The organism is Roseisolibacter sp. H3M3-2 (assembly GCF_029211165.1).
Taxonomy (GTDB): domain Bacteria; phylum Gemmatimonadota; class Gemmatimonadetes; order Gemmatimonadales; family Gemmatimonadaceae; genus Roseisolibacter.
In genome coordinates this window covers 1-17,544 of record NZ_JARGEK010000068.1, presented here as the reverse complement: position 1 = coordinate 17,544, position 17,544 = coordinate 1, and the positions used below count along the sequence as shown (strand labels likewise).

Below are 17,544 nucleotides of genomic sequence, written 5' to 3'. Positions count from 1 at the left end.
CGACTTGGCGCTCGCCGTCGCCGCCCCCGCCGCGCGCGCCGAGTCGGCGACGCCGGGCGGCGCGCTCGCCGGCGGCACGCTGGTCGTGCTCGTGCGCCACGCCGAGAAGGCGGCGGTGCCGGGCGACGACCCGCCGCTCTCCGAGATCGGGACCGCGCGCGCCGAGGCGCTGCGTGCGGCGCTCGCCGACGCCGGCGTGCGGCACGTGGTCGCCACGGCGCGCCGCCGCACCTCCGACACCGCGAAGCCGCTGTCCGACGCGCTCGGGCTGACGCCGGAGCTGGTGCCGCTGCAGGGGAACCACGTGCAGGCGGTGGCCGACGCGGTGCGCCGCCGCCGCGGCGAAGTCGTGCTCGTCGTCGGGCACAGCAACACGATCCCGGCGATCATCGGCGCGCTCGGCGGCCCGAAGATGCGCGACCTGTGCGACCCGCAGTACGCGCAGCTGTTCGTGCTCGAGCTGCCGGCGGCCGGCGCGCCGCGCCTGGTGCGCGGCCAGTTCGGCGCCGCCGACGCGCGCGACGCCGCGAGCAGCGCCGCCGCGCCGCGGATGCGCTGACGGACGTCGCGCCGCGGCGCCCCGCCTAGCGCGTCGCGCGTGGACGCGGTCCGCCTCTCCCGCCTCACCACCGTGCTCGTCGTCGTCGCCGCGGGCGGCGTCGCCGGGCACGTCTGGTTTCCGTTCGCGCCCGGCGCCGGCGTCGCGCGCCCGGCCGGCTTCGTCGCGCTGATGCTCGTCGTCGGCGCGCTGCGCGGGTGGCGCCCGGCCGTCGTCGCCGCGGCGCCAGACCCGGCGCCCGACGCCCGGCGGCGCGCGCTGCTCCTCGCGCTCGCCGCGGCGGCCGCCGCGCTGCTCGGCCACGTCGTGATGCACGGCGCGCCCGGCTGACGCGCCGGTCTGTCGACGCGCGGGGCTGACGCGACGCGCGTGCGCGCGCGGTGCGCGGACCCCGCGAACGGACGCGCCGTCACACCTGCGACGCGCGCGATTCGCCGGCTCCGCACGTCTCGTTTGCGGCACGGCCCCTGCTTTATGGCTGGGTGCGGCGACGAGGGTCGTCGCACCGGGGCCGGCGGCTCCGGCGTCGGTGGATGCAGGGGAGGGTGTCGTCGGGAATGCGTGGGCAGCTGCGTGGTCTCCCCGGCACTCGTGCGTCGCACCGGCTCCAGGCTCGCGCATGCGCGGCCGGCCGCCGTTCTCCCCCGCCCCGCACCGCCCGCGGGGGCTAGACGCCTGGGCGCTTGGAGAATGGGAGGAACCATGAAGATGCTGCGGTCCACGACCACGGGCGCCCTCGGCGCCGCTCTCGCGCTCTCGTTCGCCGCCGCCGACGCCTCGGCGCAGGCCGACACCACCCGCCGCACCCCGACGCGCCCGAGCGCGGAGCGCGTGCGCAAGGAGACGACGTCGACCACCGGCGGCGCCGCCGGCTCGCAGACCACCGGCGCCATGGACGCGTCGACGTCGATGCGCCGCGACACGGTGTACATCGGCCGCACCGACACGACGATCGTGCAGTGCAACTGCGCCGCGACGCAGGCGTCGGGCGGCGAGGTCCTCCCGCTGCGCGCGATCCGCGACCGCCTGTTCGGCAACGGGCTGTACGCCGGCATCGGCGCCGGCACCACGCTCCCCGTCGGCGACGCGTACAAGGCGTACAACGAGGGGTGGGGCTTCAACGCCGTCGTCGGCTGGGACCCGAAGGCGAGCCCGGTCGGCGTGCGCGCGACGCTCGGCTACCAGACGCTGAACGGGCGCTCGTTCGGCCCGCAGATCCGCTCCCCGCTGGGCAACGCCGACATCATCAGCGACTTCGGCGGCGCCGGCGAGGACGCGAAGCAGATCAGCGCGCTCATCGACGCGAAGCTGCGCGTGCCCTTCGGCCGCTTCCTCGGCGCCACGAGCGGCGTGTACGCGCTGGCCGGCGCGGGCGTGCACCACTTCCGGAACTACAACAACACGCTGTTCCTGACCAACCAGTTCTACGGCCGCGGCATCAACACCCAGGCCGGTGACGCCGCCCTGCTCAACGCCAGCCGCTCGGCCAGCGCGAACACGACCCGCCTCGGCCTCAATGCCGGCCTCGGCACCTCGCTCGGCATCGGCATCGCCGAGATCTTCCTCGAGGGCCGCTACGAGCGCGTGTTCACCGAGTACCGCGCGGTCAACTACGTCCCGATCGTCCTGGGCGTGCAGATCCACTGAGCCGCGCGCCCACCCGGGCCCCGGCCGGCGCGGGCCGCCCCCTCTCGCGGGGGGCGGCCCGCGTCGCATTCGTGCCCTCCGTCACCGACGGCGGCGCCTCGTGGGGGCGGAAGGCGACAAAATCGGCGCGCGCGGGCCGATCGCGGCATGGCCCCTGCCTTAGTGGCCCGCGCCGCGATGAACGACGCAGCCCCGCAGGACGCAGCACCCGGCGGCACCGGCTCAGCGGCAACACCCTGCCACCACTCGCCCGTACGGGAACCCGGCAGCTTCCGCAGCGATCTGGAGGATTGACGTGATGACTATGCGGTTCATGACTTCCCGCGCGATCGGCGCCGCCATCGCCCTGACCGTCAGCGCCGGCGTCGCCGCCGCGCAGACGCCGACGACCCCGGCCCCGACCACCCCGGCGCCGACGCAGACCCCGACGACGTCGCGCGACACGACCATGCGCGACTCGACGACGATGCGCGACTCGTCCACGATGATGCGCACGCGCACGACGACGACGATGCAGGACACGACCCGCCGCTCCAACACGGCCGCGCCGCGCGTGACGAAGGACGGCTACAGCGCGACGTCGGGCTCGAGCAGCAGCATGCCGGTCCGCAAGGAGACGACGACGAGCACGGGTGAGGTCGTCCCGACGCCGGCCCCGACGCCCGCGCCGACGCCGACCCCGGCCCCGGCGGAGCCCGCCCCGGCCCCGGCGCCGATGCCGACCACGGTCGACTCGTCGGTCTCGCGCGTCGACTCGACGATGACCAGCACCACCACGACGACCACGACGGTCGAGAGCACCGGCGAGGCGGTCCCGCCGATGCGTACCACGCGCTTCGGGAACGGGCTGTACTTCGGCGTGCAGGGCGGCGCGAACTTCCCGCAGAACGAGATCAACAGCTACTACGAGACCGGCTACGGCGCCGGCGCGCAGCTCGGCTGGGATCCGGCCAGCAGCCCGCTCGGCCTGCGCGTGAACGCGATGTGGAACCGCCTCAACGGGCGCGACCTCCAGAACGCGACGATCAACAACGTCCGGTACCAGGCCGACCTGAACAACGCGGACCTGTACTCGGTGTTCGGCGACGCGAAGCTGCGGCTGCCCTTCGGGCGCTTCCTCGGCGCGACGAGCGGGCTGTACGCGGTCGGCGGCGCGGGCGTGACGTACTTCCGCAACTACACCGACTTCTCGAACGTGACCGGCATCCAGCCGAACAACCAGAACGTGGTGCGCACGTTCAACCCCGAGGACAAGACGCAGTTCGCCCTGAACGGCGGCGGCGGCCTCTCCTTCGGCGTGGGCGCGGTCTCGCTCTTCGTCGAGGGCCGCTACGTGCGGGTCTTCACGTCGGGCGCCCGCACCGACTACGTCCCGGTGACGATCGGCCTGACGTTCCACTGATCGGCCGACCGATCGGGCCGAGCGCCCGCACGCGGCGCCCGGGGCTTCGGCTCCGGGCGCCGTCGTGCGTCCGGGCGCGGCGACGTCGGCGGGCACGGAACGTGACAGGTGATTCCCCGATCGGCCCGCGCCCAGTCCCCTGGGAAGGGCCCGTGTCGCCCCGCGCCTCCAGGTGCGGCGCGACCGCGCAGCGTGTCCGGCGGTCGCCGGCACGGGCGTTGCCCCTGTGTCGGCTGCCTGCTGGACGCGTCACGCGCCGCGGCCTTCCCGATACAGCCTCGCCGAGAGCCGATCGCTATGAAGCACCCGTCGTCCTTCGCCGCCTCCCGCCGCCTCGCGGCGCTCCTGGCGGCCCTCGCCCTCCCCGCCCTGGCCGCCCCCGTGGGCGCCGCGCGGGCCCAGCCCTCCCAGGCGCTCCCGACCGCCGGCCGCGTCGCCGTCGCCGCCGGGATGGACACCATCGCCTCCATGGCGCTCGCCGCCGAGCGTCCGGGCGTGCCGGTCGTGAGCCGCTTCCGCTCGAACGCCGACAGCGTGGCGCACGAGCGCACCCGCGCCGCCGCCGAGGCGCACCTCGGCATGCGCGTGATCGTGCTGCTCGAGTCGCGCGAGCTGGCGGTGATGAACGGCGCCGACACGCTCATGGTCGCCCCGGTCGCGATCGGGATGGACACGACCATCAACTTCGGCGCGAAGAGCTGGACCTTCGAGACGCCGCGCGGCACCCGCAAGGTGCTCGGGAAGGAGAAGGATCCCGTCTGGGTCCCGCCCGAGTGGCACTACGCCGAGGTCGCGTCCAAGCGCGGGCTCAAGCTCGCGCACCTGAAGGCCGGGAGCACGGTGTCGCTGGCCGACGGCCGCGCGCTGACCATCAAGGGCGGACGCGTCGGGCTCGTGCAGCACGGCGGCTTCACGGCGCTGCCGGCCGACGAGGAGATCGTCTTCGACGGCACGCTGTTCGTCCCCCCGCACGGCACCGCGAACCGCCGCATCCCGGGCGAGCTCGGCAAGTTCAAGCTCGACCTCGGCAACGGCTACCTGCTGCACGGCACGCCGTACGAGAACACGATCGGCAACGCGGCGACCCATGGGTGCGTCCGCCTGTACGAGGAGGACATCGCCTGGCTGTACGAGAACGTGCCGGTCGGGACGCCGGTGTTCATCTACTGACGACCGGCTGCGCGGCTGCGCGGCTGCGCAACGGCCCCGGGATGCCCCTGCGAGGGAGGCTTCCCGGGGCCGTCGTCGTCGCGCAGCCGCGCAGCCGCGCAGCGCCTCAGGCGGCGCCCTGCAGTCGTCGTCGCGAGCGCGCGGGGAGCGGACGCACCGTGGGCGCCGCGGCGGCCGACTCGGGGAGCGGGTACCAGTCGATCACCAGCGCCTTCCCGGCGACGAACCGGTGCATGCGCAGCCACTCCATCGGCCAGGCGTAGCGCTCGGCGAGGCGCGCGCGGTCGGTGGTCCAGTGGCGCGGCGGGACGCCCACGGCCACGCGCTCGCACGGCGTCGTGGGCGCGGCGAGCACGGGCCCCGCGGGGGCGGTGCGCCGCACGAACCCCAGGACGTCCAGCAGGTGCTCCAGCGCGCCGCGGGCGGTGAGCGAGCGGACGTCCTCGACCAGGCGGCGCAGCTTCCCCGCCGCGTCCTCGTTCACCTCGCCGCGGTACAGCGCGTCGAGGGCGGCGAAGTAGGCCTTCCGCGCCCGGCGCTCGGCGGCGCGCGCGGTGGGCGGCCGGTCGTCCCACGACGGGGGGACCGGGAGGCGGAACGAGAGCGGCGGCGCGCCGGCGGCGGGAGAGCCGGTGACGTACAGCGCGGGCGCGCGCGGCGGGCGGCTGGGGGCTGAGCCGGAGGGAGACACGGGACGACGCGGGGACGACGGGACGGACGATGACACCGACGGCTCGCGACGCGCTTGCATCAGGCGCCGCACGGTGGCTGCGGACGGCCGTGGAGTGGCCTCCCGAGCAACACCGCACGCCGCGCAGACTCGCGGAACCATCTCGCGGCGTCCGTGACGGCCGTCACGGCCGCACACGACTGATCGAGCGGTCAGGATCGTGACCTCCGACACGCCGCGTCCACAGAAGCGACGGGCGGCGGCGAACGCCGGTCACGTGACGATTACGTGCCCTTCGGCTTCGCGCGCCGCGTCGGCTCCGCCTGCAGCGGATCCTCGGGCCAGTGGTGCCGCGGGTAGCGTCCGCGCAGGTCGCGGCGCACGTCGTAGTAGCTCGAGCGCCAGAAGCCGGCGAGGTCGCGCGTCACCTGCACCGGGCGGTGCGCCGGCGACAACAGGTGAAGCACCACCGCAACACGCCCGCGCGCGACGCGCGGCGTCTCCTGCAGCCCGAACAGCTCCTGCAGCCGCACGGCGAGCACCGGCGCCTCGACGTCGGCGTAGTCGAGGCGGATCCGCGAGCCCGTCGGCACGGGAAGGTGCGTCGGCGCGACCTCGTCGAGCGCCGCGCGGCGCGCCCACGGCAGCCGGTCGAGCAGCAGCGCGCCGAGGTCGAGGCGCTGCACGTCGACCCACCGCCGCCGGCCGACGAGCACGGGGAGCAGCCACTCGTCGAGCGCCGCGTGCAGCGCGTCGTCGGACACGTCGGGCCACGCGTCGCCGTCCCAGCGGCGCGCGAACGCGAGCCGCTCGCGCACGCGGCGCGCCTCGTCGTCCCACTGCAGCGCGCCGACGCCGAGGACGCGTACGAGGTCGCGCAGCGCGTGCGCGACCGCCTCCGGGTCGGCCTCGCGCGCCGGCCCCGCCTCCAGCACCAGCGCGCCCGCGCGCGTCGTGCGGCGCGCGCGCACCGCGTCGGCCGCGTCGTCCCACGCCACCTCGTCGCTCCGCGCGAGCTGGTCGGCGTGCTCCTCCAGCAGCTCCGCGAGCGTCACCGGCGCGGCGAGCAGGATGCGCCGCTCCTGCGTGACGGTGCCGCCCAGCTCCGCCGCCACCAGCCACGGCTCGCGCGCCAGCGCCTGCCCGTCGGGGAGCGCGGCGCCGCGCCCGTTGCGCAGCAGGTAGCGCCCCTCGCCCGAAGCCTGCCCTGAGGGAAGCGAAGGGTCGCGGCGGCGCGCCACGCGATCGGGATACGCGAGCGAGAGCAGTCGCCCCGCCGACGCCTGGTCGTCGGCCGTCGCCGGCGCGCGCACGTCGAGCGCGTCGCGCAGCGCGCGCGCCTCCTGCCGCGCGCGACGCACCCCCTCGCGGTCCACCGCCCACCCGAGCGCGGTGGCCGGCACGTCGCCGCGCGCCAGCAGGTCGAGCCGCAGCCGCACGTCGGCGTCCGGGGGGACGGGGCCGTCGGCGCGCAGCAGGTCGCGCGCGCCGAGCGGCGCGGCCAGGTCGCACGCCAGCGCCGCCAGCCCGAGCGCGCGCGCGCGCAGCGCCATGTGCGCCAGCCGCGGGTGCATCGGGAGCGCCGCCATCGCCGTCCCGTGCGCGGTGACGCGCCCCGCCGCGTCGAGCGCGCCGAGCTGCGCGAGCTGCGCGCGCGCCTCCGCGAACGCGGCCCCCGGCGGCACGTCCAGCCAGGGCAGCGCGGCCGGGTCGGCGAGGAACGCCGCCGCCAGCTCCAGCGCCAGCGGCGCGCCGTCGGCGTCGAGCACCTCGGGGCTCGCGTGCGGCACCAGCCCGGCGTGCTCGGCCTCGGCCCACAGCCGGTAGCAGTCGCCCGGCGCCACGCGCCCCGCGCGGCCGGCGCGCTGCTCCGCCGACGCGCGCGAGGCGCGCACCGTGTCCAGGTGCGTCATCGCCGTGCGCGGGTCGAAGCGCGGCACGCGTGCCAGCCCGGCGTCGACCACCACGCGCACCCCCTCGATGGTCAGGCTCGTCTCGGCGATCGCGGTCGAGAGGACGACCTTGCGCGTGCCCGGCGGCGACGGGTCGAGCGCCGCGTCCTGCTCGTGCTGCGGCAGCGTGCCGTGCAGCGCGTGCACGCGCGTGCCAGCGGGCAGCGGGCCGTCGGCGAGCAGCCCGCCCACGCGGCGGATCTCGGCGGCGCCGGGCAGGAAGACGAGCACGTCGCCCGCGTGCCGGTCGAGCGCCGCGCGCACCGTCGACGCGACGGCGGACTCCAGCGCGCGCGGCTCGGGACGGCGGTCGCGCCAGTGCACGGCGACGGGGAAGCTGCGGCCCGCGCTCGTCACCACCGGCGCGCTCCCCTCGGCGCCACCCAGGAGCGCGGCGACGCGCGCGCCGTCGAGCGTCGCCGACATCGCCAGCACGCGCAGGTCGTCGCGCAGCAGCTCCTGCGTCTGCAGCGTCAGCGCGAGCCCGAGGTCGGCGTGCAGGCTGCGCTCGTGGTACTCGTCGAACAGCACCGCGCCGTACGCCTCGAGCGCCGGGTCGTCCTGCAGCAGCCGCGCGAGCACGCCCTCGGTCACGACCTCGATGCGCGTGCGCGGCCCGACGCGGGTGTCGTGGCGGACGCGGTGGCCGACGGTCGCCCCCACCGGCTCGCCGAGCGTGGCGGCCATGCGCCGGGCGGCGGCGCGGGCGGCGAGGCGCCGCGGCTCCAGCATCACGATCCGGCGGCCAGCCAGCCACGGCTCGTCGAGCAGCGCCAGCGGGACCCGGGTGGTCTTCCCCGCCCCCGGCGGCGCCTGCAGCACGGCGCACCGGCGCGCGCGCAGCGCGGCCCGCAGCGCGGGGAGGGCGTCGTCGATCGGGAGGGGGGGCGGGGCGGGCGGCATCGGCGGGGTCGCGCCGGCCGGACACGAGGACGGGCGCCCGCGCAAAGCTAGCGGGCGCCCGTCCCCTGCTGACATGCGGCGAGGGGCCGCGAGGTCGCGCTACGTCGTCGGCGGCGTCAGATGGACGCGCCCACCGTGTCCTCGGGGGCCGGCGCTTTGTCGCGGCGGAAGATCCGGATCACGGCCCACACGGCCAGGGCGATCAGGAGGAACGGCAGCGCGACCTTCAGCAGCGCCAGCCCGGTCGCCAGCACGGCACCCAGGAACGCGGTGATGACGCCGACGGTGGCCACGACCAGCAGGATCGGGAGCCCCACGACGGCGAGGACGAGCGCGATCGGCAGCCCCACGATCCCGAGCACGAGCAGGAGCGGGAGCCCGATCACCTTGAGCACGCCCGCGATCGGGAGCGCCAGGACCGCCAGCGAGGCCACGACGCCGCCGAAGCTCTTGGTCGCGAGGAAGCGGAGCAGGAACAGCTTGAGGATCGTGGCCATGGCTCAGGTGGAGGGGACGTCGGAGCCTACGCGAGGCGCGGGCCGAAAGTGTCAGCCGGGGCGTCCTCCCGGTAGCTTGGCGCCATGCTGCCGCTCCACGCCTCCGTCGCCGAGCTGGAGGGGCTCGACGTGCCGTCCGGCGCCTACGGCATGGGGAGCCTCGCCTGGCTGTCGCGCGCCCTCGTCTCCCCGCTCGGCCAGCTGGGCCCCGCCGACCTGCGCCTCCTGCTCGGGCACGGACGGGGGCTGCGGTGGCTCCTCCCGGTCGCGCTGGAGCGGCTGGAGCGGGAGCCGTTCGCCGGCGGGGACCACGGGCCGGGGGAGCTGCTGACCGCCGCGCTGGCGGTCGATCCCGCGGCCTGGGCGGCCGACCCGTCGTGGCTCCCGCGGCTGGCCGCCGTGGTCGCGACGGCGCGGGCACAGGTGCACGTCCTCCCCGAGCGGGTCCGCGGCCGCGTGGCGGGGGACCTGGAGGCGGTTCGGGAGCTGTTCGGATTCTGACGGAATGCTTGCGCCCGCCAGGCGGAGGCGCATGTTGGACGCTCCCTCCCTCCCGGAGCGTCCCATGCTGCGCAGCATCGTCGCGGTGGTGGTCGGCTTCATGGTGATCGGCGCGCTGGCGTTCGGCACCGACGCGGTCCTGAAGAGCACGATCCCGCAGTCGTTCGGCCCCGACGGCGCGGTGTCCGACGTCGGGCTGCTGCTCGTGATGCAGCTCTACGTGTTCGCCTACGCGACCTTCGGCTGCTGGCTCACGGCGCGCCTGGCGCCGTCGCGGCCGATGCGCCACGCGCTGGTCCTGGGCGTGCTGGGGCTGGCGTTCAACGTGGCCGGCACGGTCGCGATGTGGCACACGGCGCCGGCGTGGTACCACGTCCTGGCGCTGGCGCTCGTGATGCCGGCGGCGTGGCTCGGCGGCTGGATCCGCGAGCGGCAGCTGGCGGGCGGCGGCGCCCTGGCGGCCGCCTGACGGCGCCCACGCCCCCCGCGCGGGTCCTCGAGACCTGCGTCTACGCGGCCGACCTCGCGGCGGCCGAGCGGTTCTACGTCGACGTGCTGCGCCTCACGCCGTTCGCGCGCGTGGAGGGGCGGCACGTCTTCTTCCGCGCCGGCCCCGGCGTCTTCCTGGTCTTCGCCCCGGCGGCCACCGCCACCGCGCCCGGCCAGGTCGGCGGCGTCCCCGTCCCGTCCCACGGCGCGACCGGCGCGGGGCACGTGGCGTTCGCCGTCGACGAGGCCGCGCTCGACGCGTGGCGGGCCCACCTCGCCGCCCACGACGTCGCGGTGGAGGCCGAGATCGCGTGGCCGCGCGGCGGGCGCTCGCTGTACGTGCGCGACCCGGCGGGGAACAGCGTGGAGCTGGCGACGCCGTCCATCTGGGGGCTGGACCCCTAGAGCCTGCGACCTGCGACCTGCGACCGGGTGCTCTCGCAGGTCGCAGATCGCAGGTCGCAGGTCGCAGGTCGCAGGTGCCGTTCCCGGTTGCACGCACGTTGCGCCACGCCTCCGCATGCCGATCCAGACCATCGAGGTCGGCTCGCTCGGCGAGCTGATCGACCGACTGACCCCCGCGGAGCCCGACCCGCGCACCGGGCGGCGGCGCGACACCGGGGTGTACCGCGGCGCGGGCAACGCGTCGTGGCCGCTCTACACGAGCCTCGACCGGCTCGGCGGGATCGCGCCGGCGCACGGCAAGCGCGCGCTCGAGGAGCACATCCTCCGCAACTTCGTGCGCTACTCGCGCCCGCACTTCCCGCACGCGCGCAACGACTGGGAGCTGCTGGTCGCGGCGCAGCACCACGGGCTTCCGACGCGGCTGCTCGACTGGTCGTACTCGCCGCTCGTCGCCGCGCACTTCGCGACCATGGGGGTGCGGGCGGGGACCGACGGGGGCGGGACCGACCGCGCGATCTGGCGCCTCGACTGGCAGCGCGTGCACCGCCACTTCGGCTTCCCCGAGATCGCGCTGCTCACCGACGACCTCGATCGGCTGCGCGACACCGACGGCGACGGCCACTTCCCGCCGTACGAGCTGATGCGGGCGCGCGAGCTCGCGCCCTTCGCGTGCCTCATCGAGCCGCCCACGCTCGACGCGCGCATCGCCGCGCAGGCCGCGGCCTTCACCCTCTGCTCGGCGGCCGACCGCCCGTTCGACGCCTTCCTCGCCGAGCACGGGGTGGAGGGCGCGCTGACGAAGCTCGTGATCCCGGCGGCGCACGTCAGCCGGGTGCGCGACCAGCTGGACCTCGCGAGCGTGGACGAGCGGCGGCTGTTCCCGGACCTCGACGGGGTCGCGGCGCGGATGAGGAGGTATTACGAGTGAGGCGTGGTCGGGGACGGCGATCCCCGGATGAGGCGAACTCGGAGACGGCGAACTCGGAGACTGCGAGTGATCGCCCCTCCCGAGTTCGCCCCTCCCGAGTTCGCCCCTCCCGAGTTCGCCGTTCCCGAGTTCGCCGTTCCCGAGTTCGCCGTTCCCGAGTTCGCCCTCTCCGGTATCTCGCTTTACCGATCCCTCCTCATCGCCCCCACCACCATCCCGATCGCCACCGCCCCGCCGGCGAGCGCCCACGGCGTCGCGTCGGGGACGGGTGGCGGGACGGACACGACGCCGCTGGCGTCGGTGACGGCGGGCTGGCGGGCGTAGCGGCCGCGCGACGGGCGGGCGACGCGGTCGAAGTCGCGGGCGAGGACGCGCAGCGCGTCGCGCAGGGCGTCGCCGTACATGGGCTGGCCGTGGCCCGTGACGGCGGCGTCGGGGGCGAACTCGGCGAGCGCGCGCACCGAATCGCGCGCGGCGTCCCAGTCGCACGTGTAGTACATCGGCGGGCCGTGCGGCTCCAGGCGCTGCGTGAGCGCCGCCAGCGCCGACTCCTGCTTCGTGGTCACGAACGCGTCGCCGGCGATCAGCGTGCGGTCGTCGTCGCGCAGGAACGAGACGTGGCCGGGCGCGTGCCCCGGCGTGTGCAGCCAGCGCCAGCCGGGCGCGCCCGGCACGCTGCCGTCGTCGGGGAGCGCGCGCAGCCGGCCGCGGAAGTCGAACGGCCCGGGCGGGAAGAGGGGCGACAGCCGCGCCATCGCGCCGCCGCCGACGCTCGGGTCGGGGGGCGGGTACGCCGAGCGCCCGTCGAGGTACGGCAGCTCGAGGCGGTGGGCGTAGATGGGGACGTCCCACTGCTCGGCCAGCGCGCGCAGCGAGCCCACGTGGTCGAAGTGGCCGTGCGTCATCACGATCCCGGCGGGGCGCGCGTCGCCGTAGCGCAGGCGCGCCGCGCGGGCGATGCGGTGCGCGTTGCCCGGCATCCCGGCGTCGACCAGCAGCCAGCGCCCCTCCCCCGCGTCTGGGGCGCCGAGGAAGGCCACGTTGACGATGGCGGTGCGCAGCCACGCGACGTCGTCGCGCAGCGGGAGCGGGGCGCCGGCGAGGTCGCCGGCGGGGCGCTCGGGGACGTCGGGGTGCGGCAGGTCGGCGAGACGCATGGCGGGGGCGGCGCTGGACGCCCGGGCGTTGCCGGCGCCCGTGCGGCGGGGCAGACTCCCGGGTCCTGCCGGCCCTACAAGCCGCGTGCCCTTCCCCGCCCGCGCCGCATGGCTCCCACGTCGTCCCGCCAGCATTACGGCTCGCACCGCCGCTGGAACCCGCTCGTGCACTTCGTGCTGTCGCCGCTGCTGCTCGTCAACGTCGGCGTGGCGTTCACGCTCTGGCGGCGCGCGCCCACCGTGCTCGCGGCGTGGGGCGTGGCGACGGCCGTGCTGCTCCTGCTGCTGAACGTCGCCGCGCGCCAGCAGGCGCTGACGGTGCAGAACCGCGTGATCCGCCTCGAGATGTGGTGGCGGCTGGCGCGCGTGCTCCCGCCCGACCTCGCGGCGCGCGTCCACGAGCTCCGGCTGGGGCAGCTCGTGGGACTGCGCTTCGCGTCGGACGCCGAGCTGCCGGCGCTGGTGCGCCGCTGCCTCGCCGGCGAGCTGCCGACGAGCGACGCGGTGAAGCGTGCCGTGCGCGACTGGCAGCCCGACACGCTCCGCGCCTGATCCCGCTCAGCCGCGATCGCGGTCCGGCTCGCGCGGCGGCACCTGCGGCTCGCGCGGTTGCGCCTGCGCGCGCCGCGGCGTCCCCTGCTCGTCGAGCTGGTCGGCGAGGTCGTCGGTCGCGCGGTCCGTCTCGCGCATGCGCCCCGACGTGCCCATGTTCAGCCCCGGGTTGTCGGCGGCCATGTCGGCGACGGAGTCCTTCGTGAAGTCGGCCATCTGCGTCCTCCTGCGGCGAGTGGTGGACCCCGCCGGCAGGGCAAGCCTCGAACCGTCACCCCTCCGGAGCATGCGCCACCCCCGCCCCGCCGCGCTCACCGCGGCCCTCGTCGCGCTCGCGCTCGCCGCCTGCGGCGGGGGGGACGATGGCGACGGGCCGACCCCGCCGTCGGGGGCCGCGTCGGTCGACACGCTCTTCACCTTCCCGGCGGCCTGGTCGTCGCCGCAGCTGCGGATCCGCCGGGGCGGCGAGGTCGTGTTCGTGTTCGAGGGCGGGATCGCGCACAACGCGATCTTCCGGCTCAACGCCGCGAACCCGCCGCAGGCCGGCGCCCCCGCGGACATCCCGATCACGACTGACGCGGTGGTGCGGCGCACGTTCGGGAGCGCCGGCACGTACCCGGTGAACTGCACGGTCCACCCGGGGATGATCTCGGAGATCGTGGTGGAGTGAGCGTCGAGCGTCGAGCGTCGAGGGGGCTCCTCGCACGGGACGTCTCCAGGAGGCAGGGGATGCATCGTCGCCGGGCGGCCCGAGCGCCGGGCGCCGAGCGCCGAGCATAGCCGTTCCCTCGGCGCTCGGCGCCCGGCGCTCAGGCGGCGCCGCACCGACGCTTGGTCGCCGGAGAGGGCGTCGGCGCTACTTGGAGCCCGCTCGACGCTCGACGCTCTCCCCTACGCCGCCACCACGCCCCGGAACGTCGGCGTGTAGTCCGGGAACACGGTCGCCACGTTCGCGTTTCCGAGCCGCTTGGCGACGATCTCGGCGAGCACGTCGCGGTGGTCGAGCGTCACGCGCAGGTCCTGCTGCGACTCCAGCTGCTCGCGCGCCAGCCCGGGCCAGTTGACCGTCAGCACGCGCCCGCCGGCGATCTTCTTGCCGAGGACGAACATCGCGCCGGCGCGCCCGTGGTCGGTGCCCGCGCTCCCGTTCTCGCGCACGTTGCGCCCGAACTCCGACACCGCGACCAGCGTGACGTTGTGCGTCGTGTTGGCCTGCATCACGTCGGCCCAGAACGCCGCGATCGCGCCCGAGAAGTCGGCCATCGTGCGGTACATCGAGCCGGTGGTCGTGTTGGGCGCCTGGTTCTGGTGCGTGTCCCAGCCGCCGATGTCCACCTGCACCGCCTCCAGCCCCACGTCCGCCTTGATGAGCGCCGCCGTCGAGCGCAGCGCGCGGCCGAACGCCGAGTTGGGGTACGCCGCCGAATTCGCGGGGCGGTAGTTCGCGAAGTCCACCGTGCGCAGCAGCTTCAGCGTGTTCGACACGTCGAGCGCCGCGCTGCGCAGCGGGTCGATGGTCAGCGCGTAGTCGCCGACCAGCCACTCGGTGCGCGCGTCGCGCGTGGTCGCGCTGCCGGCGATCCCGAAGTTGGTCGGGTCGGCGATCGGGAGCGCGCGGGGCGCCCCGTAGAGCGTCTGCTGCAGCCCGGCCGAGAGCCCCAGCGCGCGCAGCGGCGCCGCCGTGCGCACCGGCGGGACCGACGCCAGGTGCCGCCCCAGCCACCCCGTGATGAGGGTCGGGTCGTTCGCCTTCCCGACCTCGATGAACCGCTGCATGTCGAAGTGCGAGCGGTTGGACACCGTGACGCCCGTCGCGTGCGTGATCAGCAGCTGGTTCGCGCGGAACGCCGGCATCAGCGCCATCATCGCCGGCGGCAGCCCGAAGCGGTCGTCGAGCGCGGTCAGCTTGTTGGCCGCCAGCCCGTCGGGGGCCGGGATCGCGAGCGTCGGGCGCGCGCCGTAGTAGTTGTTCCCCTCGAAGAACGGGACGCACAGCGACAGCCCGTCGGCGCCCCCGCGCAGGAAGACGCTGACGATCACGTCGCGCGCGCTCACCTGGCTCTGCGCCAGCACCACGCGCGGGAGCCACGACGGGAACGTCGCGGCCGCGACCGCCGCCCCGGCGCCGAGCACGAACCGGCGGCGCGACAGGTGGTTGTACTCGTCGCAGCCGGCGTCGTGCGCGTGCGGGTCGTCCGGGAGCTCGTGGGCGCTCATGGGGGCGGGGCCTCGCTCAGTACCACTGGAAGGGCGACGACGCGACCGCGAGGCCGAGCGCCTCGCGGATGCGCGCCGAGTTGGTCGGCGAGGGGCGCAGGTACGCCACCAGCTCCTCGCGCAGGCGGTCCTGCAGCTCGCCGCCGAACAGCATGCGGCCGATCTCGGCGGCCACCGCGTCGGCGGTGCCGAGCGCCTGCAGGCGCGTCACGTCCACCGCCATCTCGGCGTTGTTGATCACTGCGAGGTTCACCGCGACGTTCCACCGCGGCAGCAGGTTCCCCGCCCAGTACTCCACCGTGTCGGGGTAGCCCTCGGGGGTGAGCCACATGAAGAGCGGCTGCCCCATCCCGGTGAGCTGGCGCGTCGCCACGCCGACGCCGGTCCCCACCGTCGCGCCCAGCCCGCGCAGCGCCGAGACGAGGTAGTGGAAGGGACGCTTCAGCTTCGCCGGCGCCTGCTGCAGGTACGAGAAGTCGAGCGTCGCCCGCACCATCGCGCGGACGTCGCCGCCGCTGGAGCGGTACACCCCGGCCACGCGCGCCACCATCGCCGGCGTCGGCTCGTACCACAGCAGGAACTTCAGCAGCTTGGTGGCGAGGAACGTCGCCGTGCTCGGGTGCGCGATCAGCATGTCGAGCACCGCCTCCCCCTCCAGCGCGCCGTCGGGGTTGGTGTTGTTGCGCGAGTCCACCGCCGGGAACGTCCGCCCGAGGAAGGACTTCTGCGCGAAGTCGTGCAGCGCCGGGTTGAAGGTGAACTCCCCGCGCCCGCGCACCGTCCACCCGGTGAGGATGCGCGACAGCTCGGCGACGTCGTTCTGCGTGTAGCCGCCGTCGACGCCGACCGTGTGCAGCTCCAGCAGCTCGCGGGCGTAGTTCTGGTTCGGCGCGCCGCGGCGGCTGACGTTCTGGTCGAGGTAGACCAGCATCGCGGCGCTCCTCGCGCTCGCCTTCAGCAGGTCGCCGAACTTCCCGAGCGCGTGCTTCCGGATCACGTCCCGGTCGTCGAGCACCTTCAGGTAGCCGACCTCGGGGTAGTAGATCGTGAAGTGGTCGGTCCAGAACTCGACCATGCGCTGGTACAGCTGCCGCTTCGAGAAGGCCGCGCGGTAGACGGTCGAGTCCTGCAGCGCCGTCTGCAGCTGCCCGAAGTCGAGCGCCGCCAGCTCGGTCCCCGTCATCGTCAGCTGCGGCCAGAGCCGCGCGACCGTGGCGTCGCACGCCGAGTCGTCGATCTGGTCGTACGCGAGCTGGTGGTCGAGGTACCCGTAGTAGCCGAGCCGCCGCGCGCGCGCCGACTCCTCGGGAGTCAGGCCGAGCGTGACGCGGCGCGCCAGGCGCAGCGCCCAGTTCTCCCAGTCCCCCTCGGGCTTGATCAGGTAGCTCGGCTGCCGCGACTCGTCGACGCCCGCGAATCGGCGCGGGAGCATCGGCGGCGTGGTCGCGCGGCGCGGCGCCGGGCGGCGCGGGGGCTGCTCGCCGGTCCGCGGCGGCTGCCCGAACGCGGCGGCGGCGGCGCCGCGCAGGAAGGCCCGGCGGTCCGGCTCGGGGGTGGGCGGCATCGGCTGCCTGGAAGGGGTCGGACTGCCGTCGGCTACGGGCGAAATACCGGACCGGCCGGGCGGGGTGTCAAGGCGCGCGTCGGGCCGGGGACGTCACGGCACCACCAGGTCCGCATCTTCCCCCTCCCCACCGGACGCGCCGTCCCGGCCGAGCGTCACGAGGTCGTAGCCGTCGGGGTTCTTGCGCCCGGGCGCGCGGTACTCGTACGGGCGCCCCCACGGGTCGGGCGGGACCTCCTTCCGCAGGTACGGGCCGCGCCACCCCGGCGGCACCGGCGCGCGCGTCGGACGCTCGCGCAGCGCGCGCAGCCCCTGCTCGGTGGTCGGGTAGCGGCCGACGTCGAGCCGGTAGCTGTCGAGCGCCACGCCGAGCAGCTCCATCTGCGCGGCGGCCGAGGTCTCGCGGGCCTGCGACACGCGGCCGAGGATCTGCGGCGCCACCAGCGCCGCGAGCAGCGCGATGACCACCAGCACCACGAGCACCTCGAGCAGCGTGAAGGCGCGGCGGGCGCGCGCGCGGACGGGACGCGGCATGACGGGAGACGGTAGGAGGATCACAGGCGGCCCGGGTCGACGGCGTAGACGGCCTGCAGCAGCGCCAGCGCGACGAAGCCGACGATCGCCCCGAACAGGACGATCAGCGCCGGCTCCAGCAGCGCCACCGCGCCGCGCAGCGCGCGCCGCACCTCGGCGTCGTACACGTCGGCGACGCGGGCGGCCATCGGGGCGAGCGCGCCCCCCTCCTCGCCCGCCGCCAGCAGCCGCACGGCGAGCGGGGGGAGGACGCCCTCCAGCGCCGGGGCGAGCCGCTCCCCCGCCGCCACGCGGTCGGCGGCGCGCGCGACCCCCGCCGCCACCGCGCGGTTGGGCGACGCCCCGGCCGCGACGCGCAGCGCGAGGAGCAGCAGCGCGCCGCCGCCGAGCAGCGCGA

At 75.7% G+C, this 17,544-nt stretch carries 22 protein-coding genes; 11 read left to right on the top strand and 11 right to left on the bottom strand.

Features of this window, described 5'->3' with window-relative positions:
• From PYV61_RS08145 to PYV61_RS08135, 3 genes are all read left to right on the top strand, one after another.
• Nucleotides 1-559, top strand: a 559-nt coding sequence (locus PYV61_RS08145) for a histidine phosphatase family protein (protein ID WP_275830195.1), incomplete at its 5' end; no start/stop codon positions are given.
• 39 nt (nucleotides 560-598) lie between these two features.
• Entirely contained in the window at nucleotides 599-889 is a 291-nt protein-coding gene (locus tag PYV61_RS08140; protein ID WP_275830193.1) for a hypothetical protein, read from the top strand.
• A gap of 372 nt (nucleotides 890-1,261) precedes the next feature.
• On the top strand, nucleotides 1,262-2,206 hold the full coding sequence (locus tag PYV61_RS08135; RefSeq protein ID WP_275830190.1) for a hypothetical protein: 945 nt from the start codon (nucleotides 1,262-1,264) through the stop codon (nucleotides 2,204-2,206).
• 222 nt (nucleotides 2,207-2,428) lie between these two features.
• Here the strand turns inward: PYV61_RS08135 and PYV61_RS08130 are convergent, their stop codons facing one another.
• Nucleotides 2,429-2,728, bottom strand: coding sequence for a hypothetical protein (locus tag PYV61_RS08130; protein ID WP_275830188.1), 300 nt, complete (start codon nucleotides 2,726-2,728; stop codon nucleotides 2,429-2,431).
• A gap of 45 nt (nucleotides 2,729-2,773) precedes the next feature.
• Nucleotides 2,774-3,007 carry a hypothetical protein gene (locus tag PYV61_RS08125; protein WP_275830185.1) on the bottom strand — a complete coding sequence of 78 codons (234 nt, stop codon included), beginning with the start codon at nucleotides 3,005-3,007 and terminating at the stop codon, nucleotides 2,774-2,776.
• Here PYV61_RS08125 and PYV61_RS08120 point away from each other — a divergent pair.
• Together PYV61_RS08120 and PYV61_RS08115 are read left to right on the top strand one after the other, a co-directional pair.
• The gene (locus tag PYV61_RS08120) at nucleotides 2,967-3,608 is read left to right on the top strand and encodes a hypothetical protein (protein WP_275830184.1); all 642 of its coding nucleotides are present in this window, start codon (nucleotides 2,967-2,969) and stop codon (nucleotides 3,606-3,608) included. The two genes, PYV61_RS08125 and PYV61_RS08120, sit on opposite strands and share 41 nt — an antisense overlap.
• A gap of 297 nt (nucleotides 3,609-3,905) precedes the next feature.
• Nucleotides 3,906-4,778: a L,D-transpeptidase gene (locus tag PYV61_RS08115; RefSeq protein WP_275830182.1), complete on the top strand. Its 873-nt coding sequence runs from the start codon at nucleotides 3,906-3,908 to the stop codon at nucleotides 4,776-4,778.
• 106 nt (nucleotides 4,779-4,884) lie between these two features.
• On the opposite strand, the gene PYV61_RS08110 is transcribed toward PYV61_RS08115, so the two are convergent.
• From PYV61_RS08110 to PYV61_RS08100, 3 genes are all read right to left on the bottom strand, one after another.
• A complete protein-coding gene (locus PYV61_RS08110; protein WP_275830181.1) occupies nucleotides 4,885-5,469 on the bottom strand; it encodes a hypothetical protein in 585 nt (194 codons plus the stop codon).
• A gap of 263 nt (nucleotides 5,470-5,732) precedes the next feature.
• The gene (gene hrpB / locus PYV61_RS08105) at nucleotides 5,733-8,303 is read right to left on the bottom strand and encodes an ATP-dependent helicase HrpB (protein ID WP_275830179.1); all 2,571 of its coding nucleotides are present in this window, start codon (nucleotides 8,301-8,303) and stop codon (nucleotides 5,733-5,735) included.
• Between the two features lie 116 nt (nucleotides 8,304-8,419).
• On the bottom strand, nucleotides 8,420-8,800 hold the full coding sequence (locus tag PYV61_RS08100; protein ID WP_275830177.1) for a hypothetical protein: 381 nt from the start codon (nucleotides 8,798-8,800) through the stop codon (nucleotides 8,420-8,422).
• A gap of 84 nt (nucleotides 8,801-8,884) precedes the next feature.
• On the opposite strand from PYV61_RS08100, the gene PYV61_RS08095 reads away from it, so the two are divergent.
• The 4 genes from PYV61_RS08095 (at nucleotide 8,885) to PYV61_RS08080 (ending at nucleotide 11,123) form a co-directional block, all read left to right on the top strand.
• Nucleotides 8,885-9,301, top strand: coding sequence for a contact-dependent growth inhibition system immunity protein (locus PYV61_RS08095; protein WP_275830175.1), 417 nt, complete (start codon nucleotides 8,885-8,887; stop codon nucleotides 9,299-9,301).
• Between the two features lie 64 nt (nucleotides 9,302-9,365).
• Nucleotides 9,366-9,770 (top strand): hypothetical protein, encoded by a 405-nt coding sequence (locus PYV61_RS08090; protein WP_275830173.1) that lies wholly within the window; start codon nucleotides 9,366-9,368, stop codon nucleotides 9,768-9,770.
• Nucleotides 9,767-10,195, top strand: a complete 429-nt coding sequence (locus PYV61_RS08085) for a VOC family protein (RefSeq protein ID WP_345785224.1) — start codon at nucleotides 9,767-9,769, stop codon at nucleotides 10,193-10,195. Before PYV61_RS08090 ends, PYV61_RS08085 begins: the two co-directional genes overlap by 4 nt.
• Before the next feature lie 115 nt (nucleotides 10,196-10,310).
• A complete protein-coding gene (locus tag PYV61_RS08080) occupies nucleotides 10,311-11,123 on the top strand; it encodes an FRG domain-containing protein (protein WP_275830169.1) in 813 nt (270 codons plus the stop codon).
• 182 nt (nucleotides 11,124-11,305) lie between these two features.
• Here PYV61_RS08080 and PYV61_RS08075 read toward each other — a convergent pair whose 3' ends face one another.
• Nucleotides 11,306-12,280: an MBL fold metallo-hydrolase gene (locus PYV61_RS08075; RefSeq protein WP_275830167.1), complete on the bottom strand. Its 975-nt coding sequence runs from the start codon at nucleotides 12,278-12,280 to the stop codon at nucleotides 11,306-11,308.
• 108 nt (nucleotides 12,281-12,388) lie between these two features.
• On the opposite strand from PYV61_RS08075, the gene PYV61_RS08070 reads away from it, so the two are divergent.
• On the top strand, nucleotides 12,389-12,832 hold the full coding sequence (locus tag PYV61_RS08070) for a DUF6526 family protein (RefSeq protein ID WP_275830164.1): 444 nt from the start codon (nucleotides 12,389-12,391) through the stop codon (nucleotides 12,830-12,832).
• Between the two features lie 6 nt (nucleotides 12,833-12,838).
• Here the strand turns inward: PYV61_RS08070 and PYV61_RS08065 are convergent, their stop codons facing one another.
• The gene (locus PYV61_RS08065; RefSeq protein WP_275830162.1) at nucleotides 12,839-13,048 is read right to left on the bottom strand and encodes a hypothetical protein; all 210 of its coding nucleotides are present in this window, start codon (nucleotides 13,046-13,048) and stop codon (nucleotides 12,839-12,841) included.
• A 70-nt stretch (nucleotides 13,049-13,118) separates the two neighbouring features.
• Here PYV61_RS08065 and PYV61_RS08060 point away from each other — a divergent pair, with 70 nt between their 5' ends.
• Nucleotides 13,119-13,502, top strand: a complete 384-nt coding sequence (locus PYV61_RS08060; protein ID WP_275830160.1) for a hypothetical protein — start codon at nucleotides 13,119-13,121, stop codon at nucleotides 13,500-13,502.
• Between the two features lie 221 nt (nucleotides 13,503-13,723).
• Here PYV61_RS08060 and PYV61_RS08055 read toward each other — a convergent pair whose 3' ends face one another.
• The 4 genes from PYV61_RS08055 to PYV61_RS08040 all read right to left on the bottom strand — a co-directional run.
• Nucleotides 13,724-15,049: a DUF1501 domain-containing protein gene (locus PYV61_RS08055; RefSeq protein ID WP_275830158.1), complete on the bottom strand. Its 1,326-nt coding sequence runs from the start codon at nucleotides 15,047-15,049 to the stop codon at nucleotides 13,724-13,726.
• A gap of 16 nt (nucleotides 15,050-15,065) precedes the next feature.
• Entirely contained in the window at nucleotides 15,066-16,613 is a 1,548-nt protein-coding gene (locus PYV61_RS08050) for a DUF1800 domain-containing protein (protein WP_275830156.1), read from the bottom strand.
• A gap of 93 nt (nucleotides 16,614-16,706) precedes the next feature.
• Complete coding sequence (gene gspG, locus PYV61_RS08045; protein WP_275830154.1) at nucleotides 16,707-17,147, bottom strand: type II secretion system major pseudopilin GspG; 441 nt, start codon at nucleotides 17,145-17,147, stop codon at nucleotides 16,707-16,709.
• Nucleotides 17,148-17,167: 20 nt separating this feature from the next.
• On the bottom strand, nucleotides 17,168-17,544 hold a 377-nt coding region (locus tag PYV61_RS08040; protein WP_275830152.1), incomplete at its 5' end, for a type II secretion system F family protein.

What these genes read in the sequence shown, in the direction of transcription:
- PYV61_RS08135 (WP_275830190.1), top strand. Translation starts at nt 1,262, where the DNA reads ATGAAGATGCTGCGGTCCACGACCACGGGCGCCCTCGGCGCCGCTCTC.
- PYV61_RS08120 (WP_275830184.1), top strand. Translation starts at nt 2,967, where the DNA reads ATGACCAGCACCACCACGACGACCACGACGGTCGAGAGCACCGGCGAG.
- PYV61_RS08115 (WP_275830182.1), top strand. Translation starts at nt 3,906, where the DNA reads ATGAAGCACCCGTCGTCCTTCGCCGCCTCCCGCCGCCTCGCGGCGCTC.
- hrpB (WP_275830179.1), bottom strand. Translation starts at nt 8,303, where the DNA reads ATGCCGCCCGCCCCGCCCCCCCTCCCGATCGACGACGCCCTCCCCGCG.
- PYV61_RS08100 (WP_275830177.1), bottom strand. Translation starts at nt 8,800, where the DNA reads ATGGCCACGATCCTCAAGCTGTTCCTGCTCCGCTTCCTCGCGACCAAG.
- PYV61_RS08095 (WP_275830175.1), top strand. Translation starts at nt 8,885, where the DNA reads ATGCTGCCGCTCCACGCCTCCGTCGCCGAGCTGGAGGGGCTCGACGTG.
- PYV61_RS08090 (WP_275830173.1), top strand. Translation starts at nt 9,366, where the DNA reads ATGCTGCGCAGCATCGTCGCGGTGGTGGTCGGCTTCATGGTGATCGGC.
- PYV61_RS08080 (WP_275830169.1), top strand. Translation starts at nt 10,311, where the DNA reads ATGCCGATCCAGACCATCGAGGTCGGCTCGCTCGGCGAGCTGATCGAC.
- PYV61_RS08075 (WP_275830167.1), bottom strand. Translation starts at nt 12,280, where the DNA reads ATGCGTCTCGCCGACCTGCCGCACCCCGACGTCCCCGAGCGCCCCGCC.
- PYV61_RS08070 (WP_275830164.1), top strand. Translation starts at nt 12,389, where the DNA reads ATGGCTCCCACGTCGTCCCGCCAGCATTACGGCTCGCACCGCCGCTGG.
- PYV61_RS08065 (WP_275830162.1), bottom strand. Translation starts at nt 13,048, where the DNA reads ATGGCCGACTTCACGAAGGACTCCGTCGCCGACATGGCCGCCGACAAC.
- PYV61_RS08060 (WP_275830160.1), top strand. Translation starts at nt 13,119, where the DNA reads ATGCGCCACCCCCGCCCCGCCGCGCTCACCGCGGCCCTCGTCGCGCTC.
- PYV61_RS08055 (WP_275830158.1), bottom strand. Translation starts at nt 15,049, where the DNA reads ATGAGCGCCCACGAGCTCCCGGACGACCCGCACGCGCACGACGCCGGC.
- PYV61_RS08050 (WP_275830156.1), bottom strand. Translation starts at nt 16,613, where the DNA reads ATGCCGCCCACCCCCGAGCCGGACCGCCGGGCCTTCCTGCGCGGCGCC.
- gspG (WP_275830154.1), bottom strand. Translation starts at nt 17,147, where the DNA reads ATGCCGCGTCCCGTCCGCGCGCGCGCCCGCCGCGCCTTCACGCTGCTC.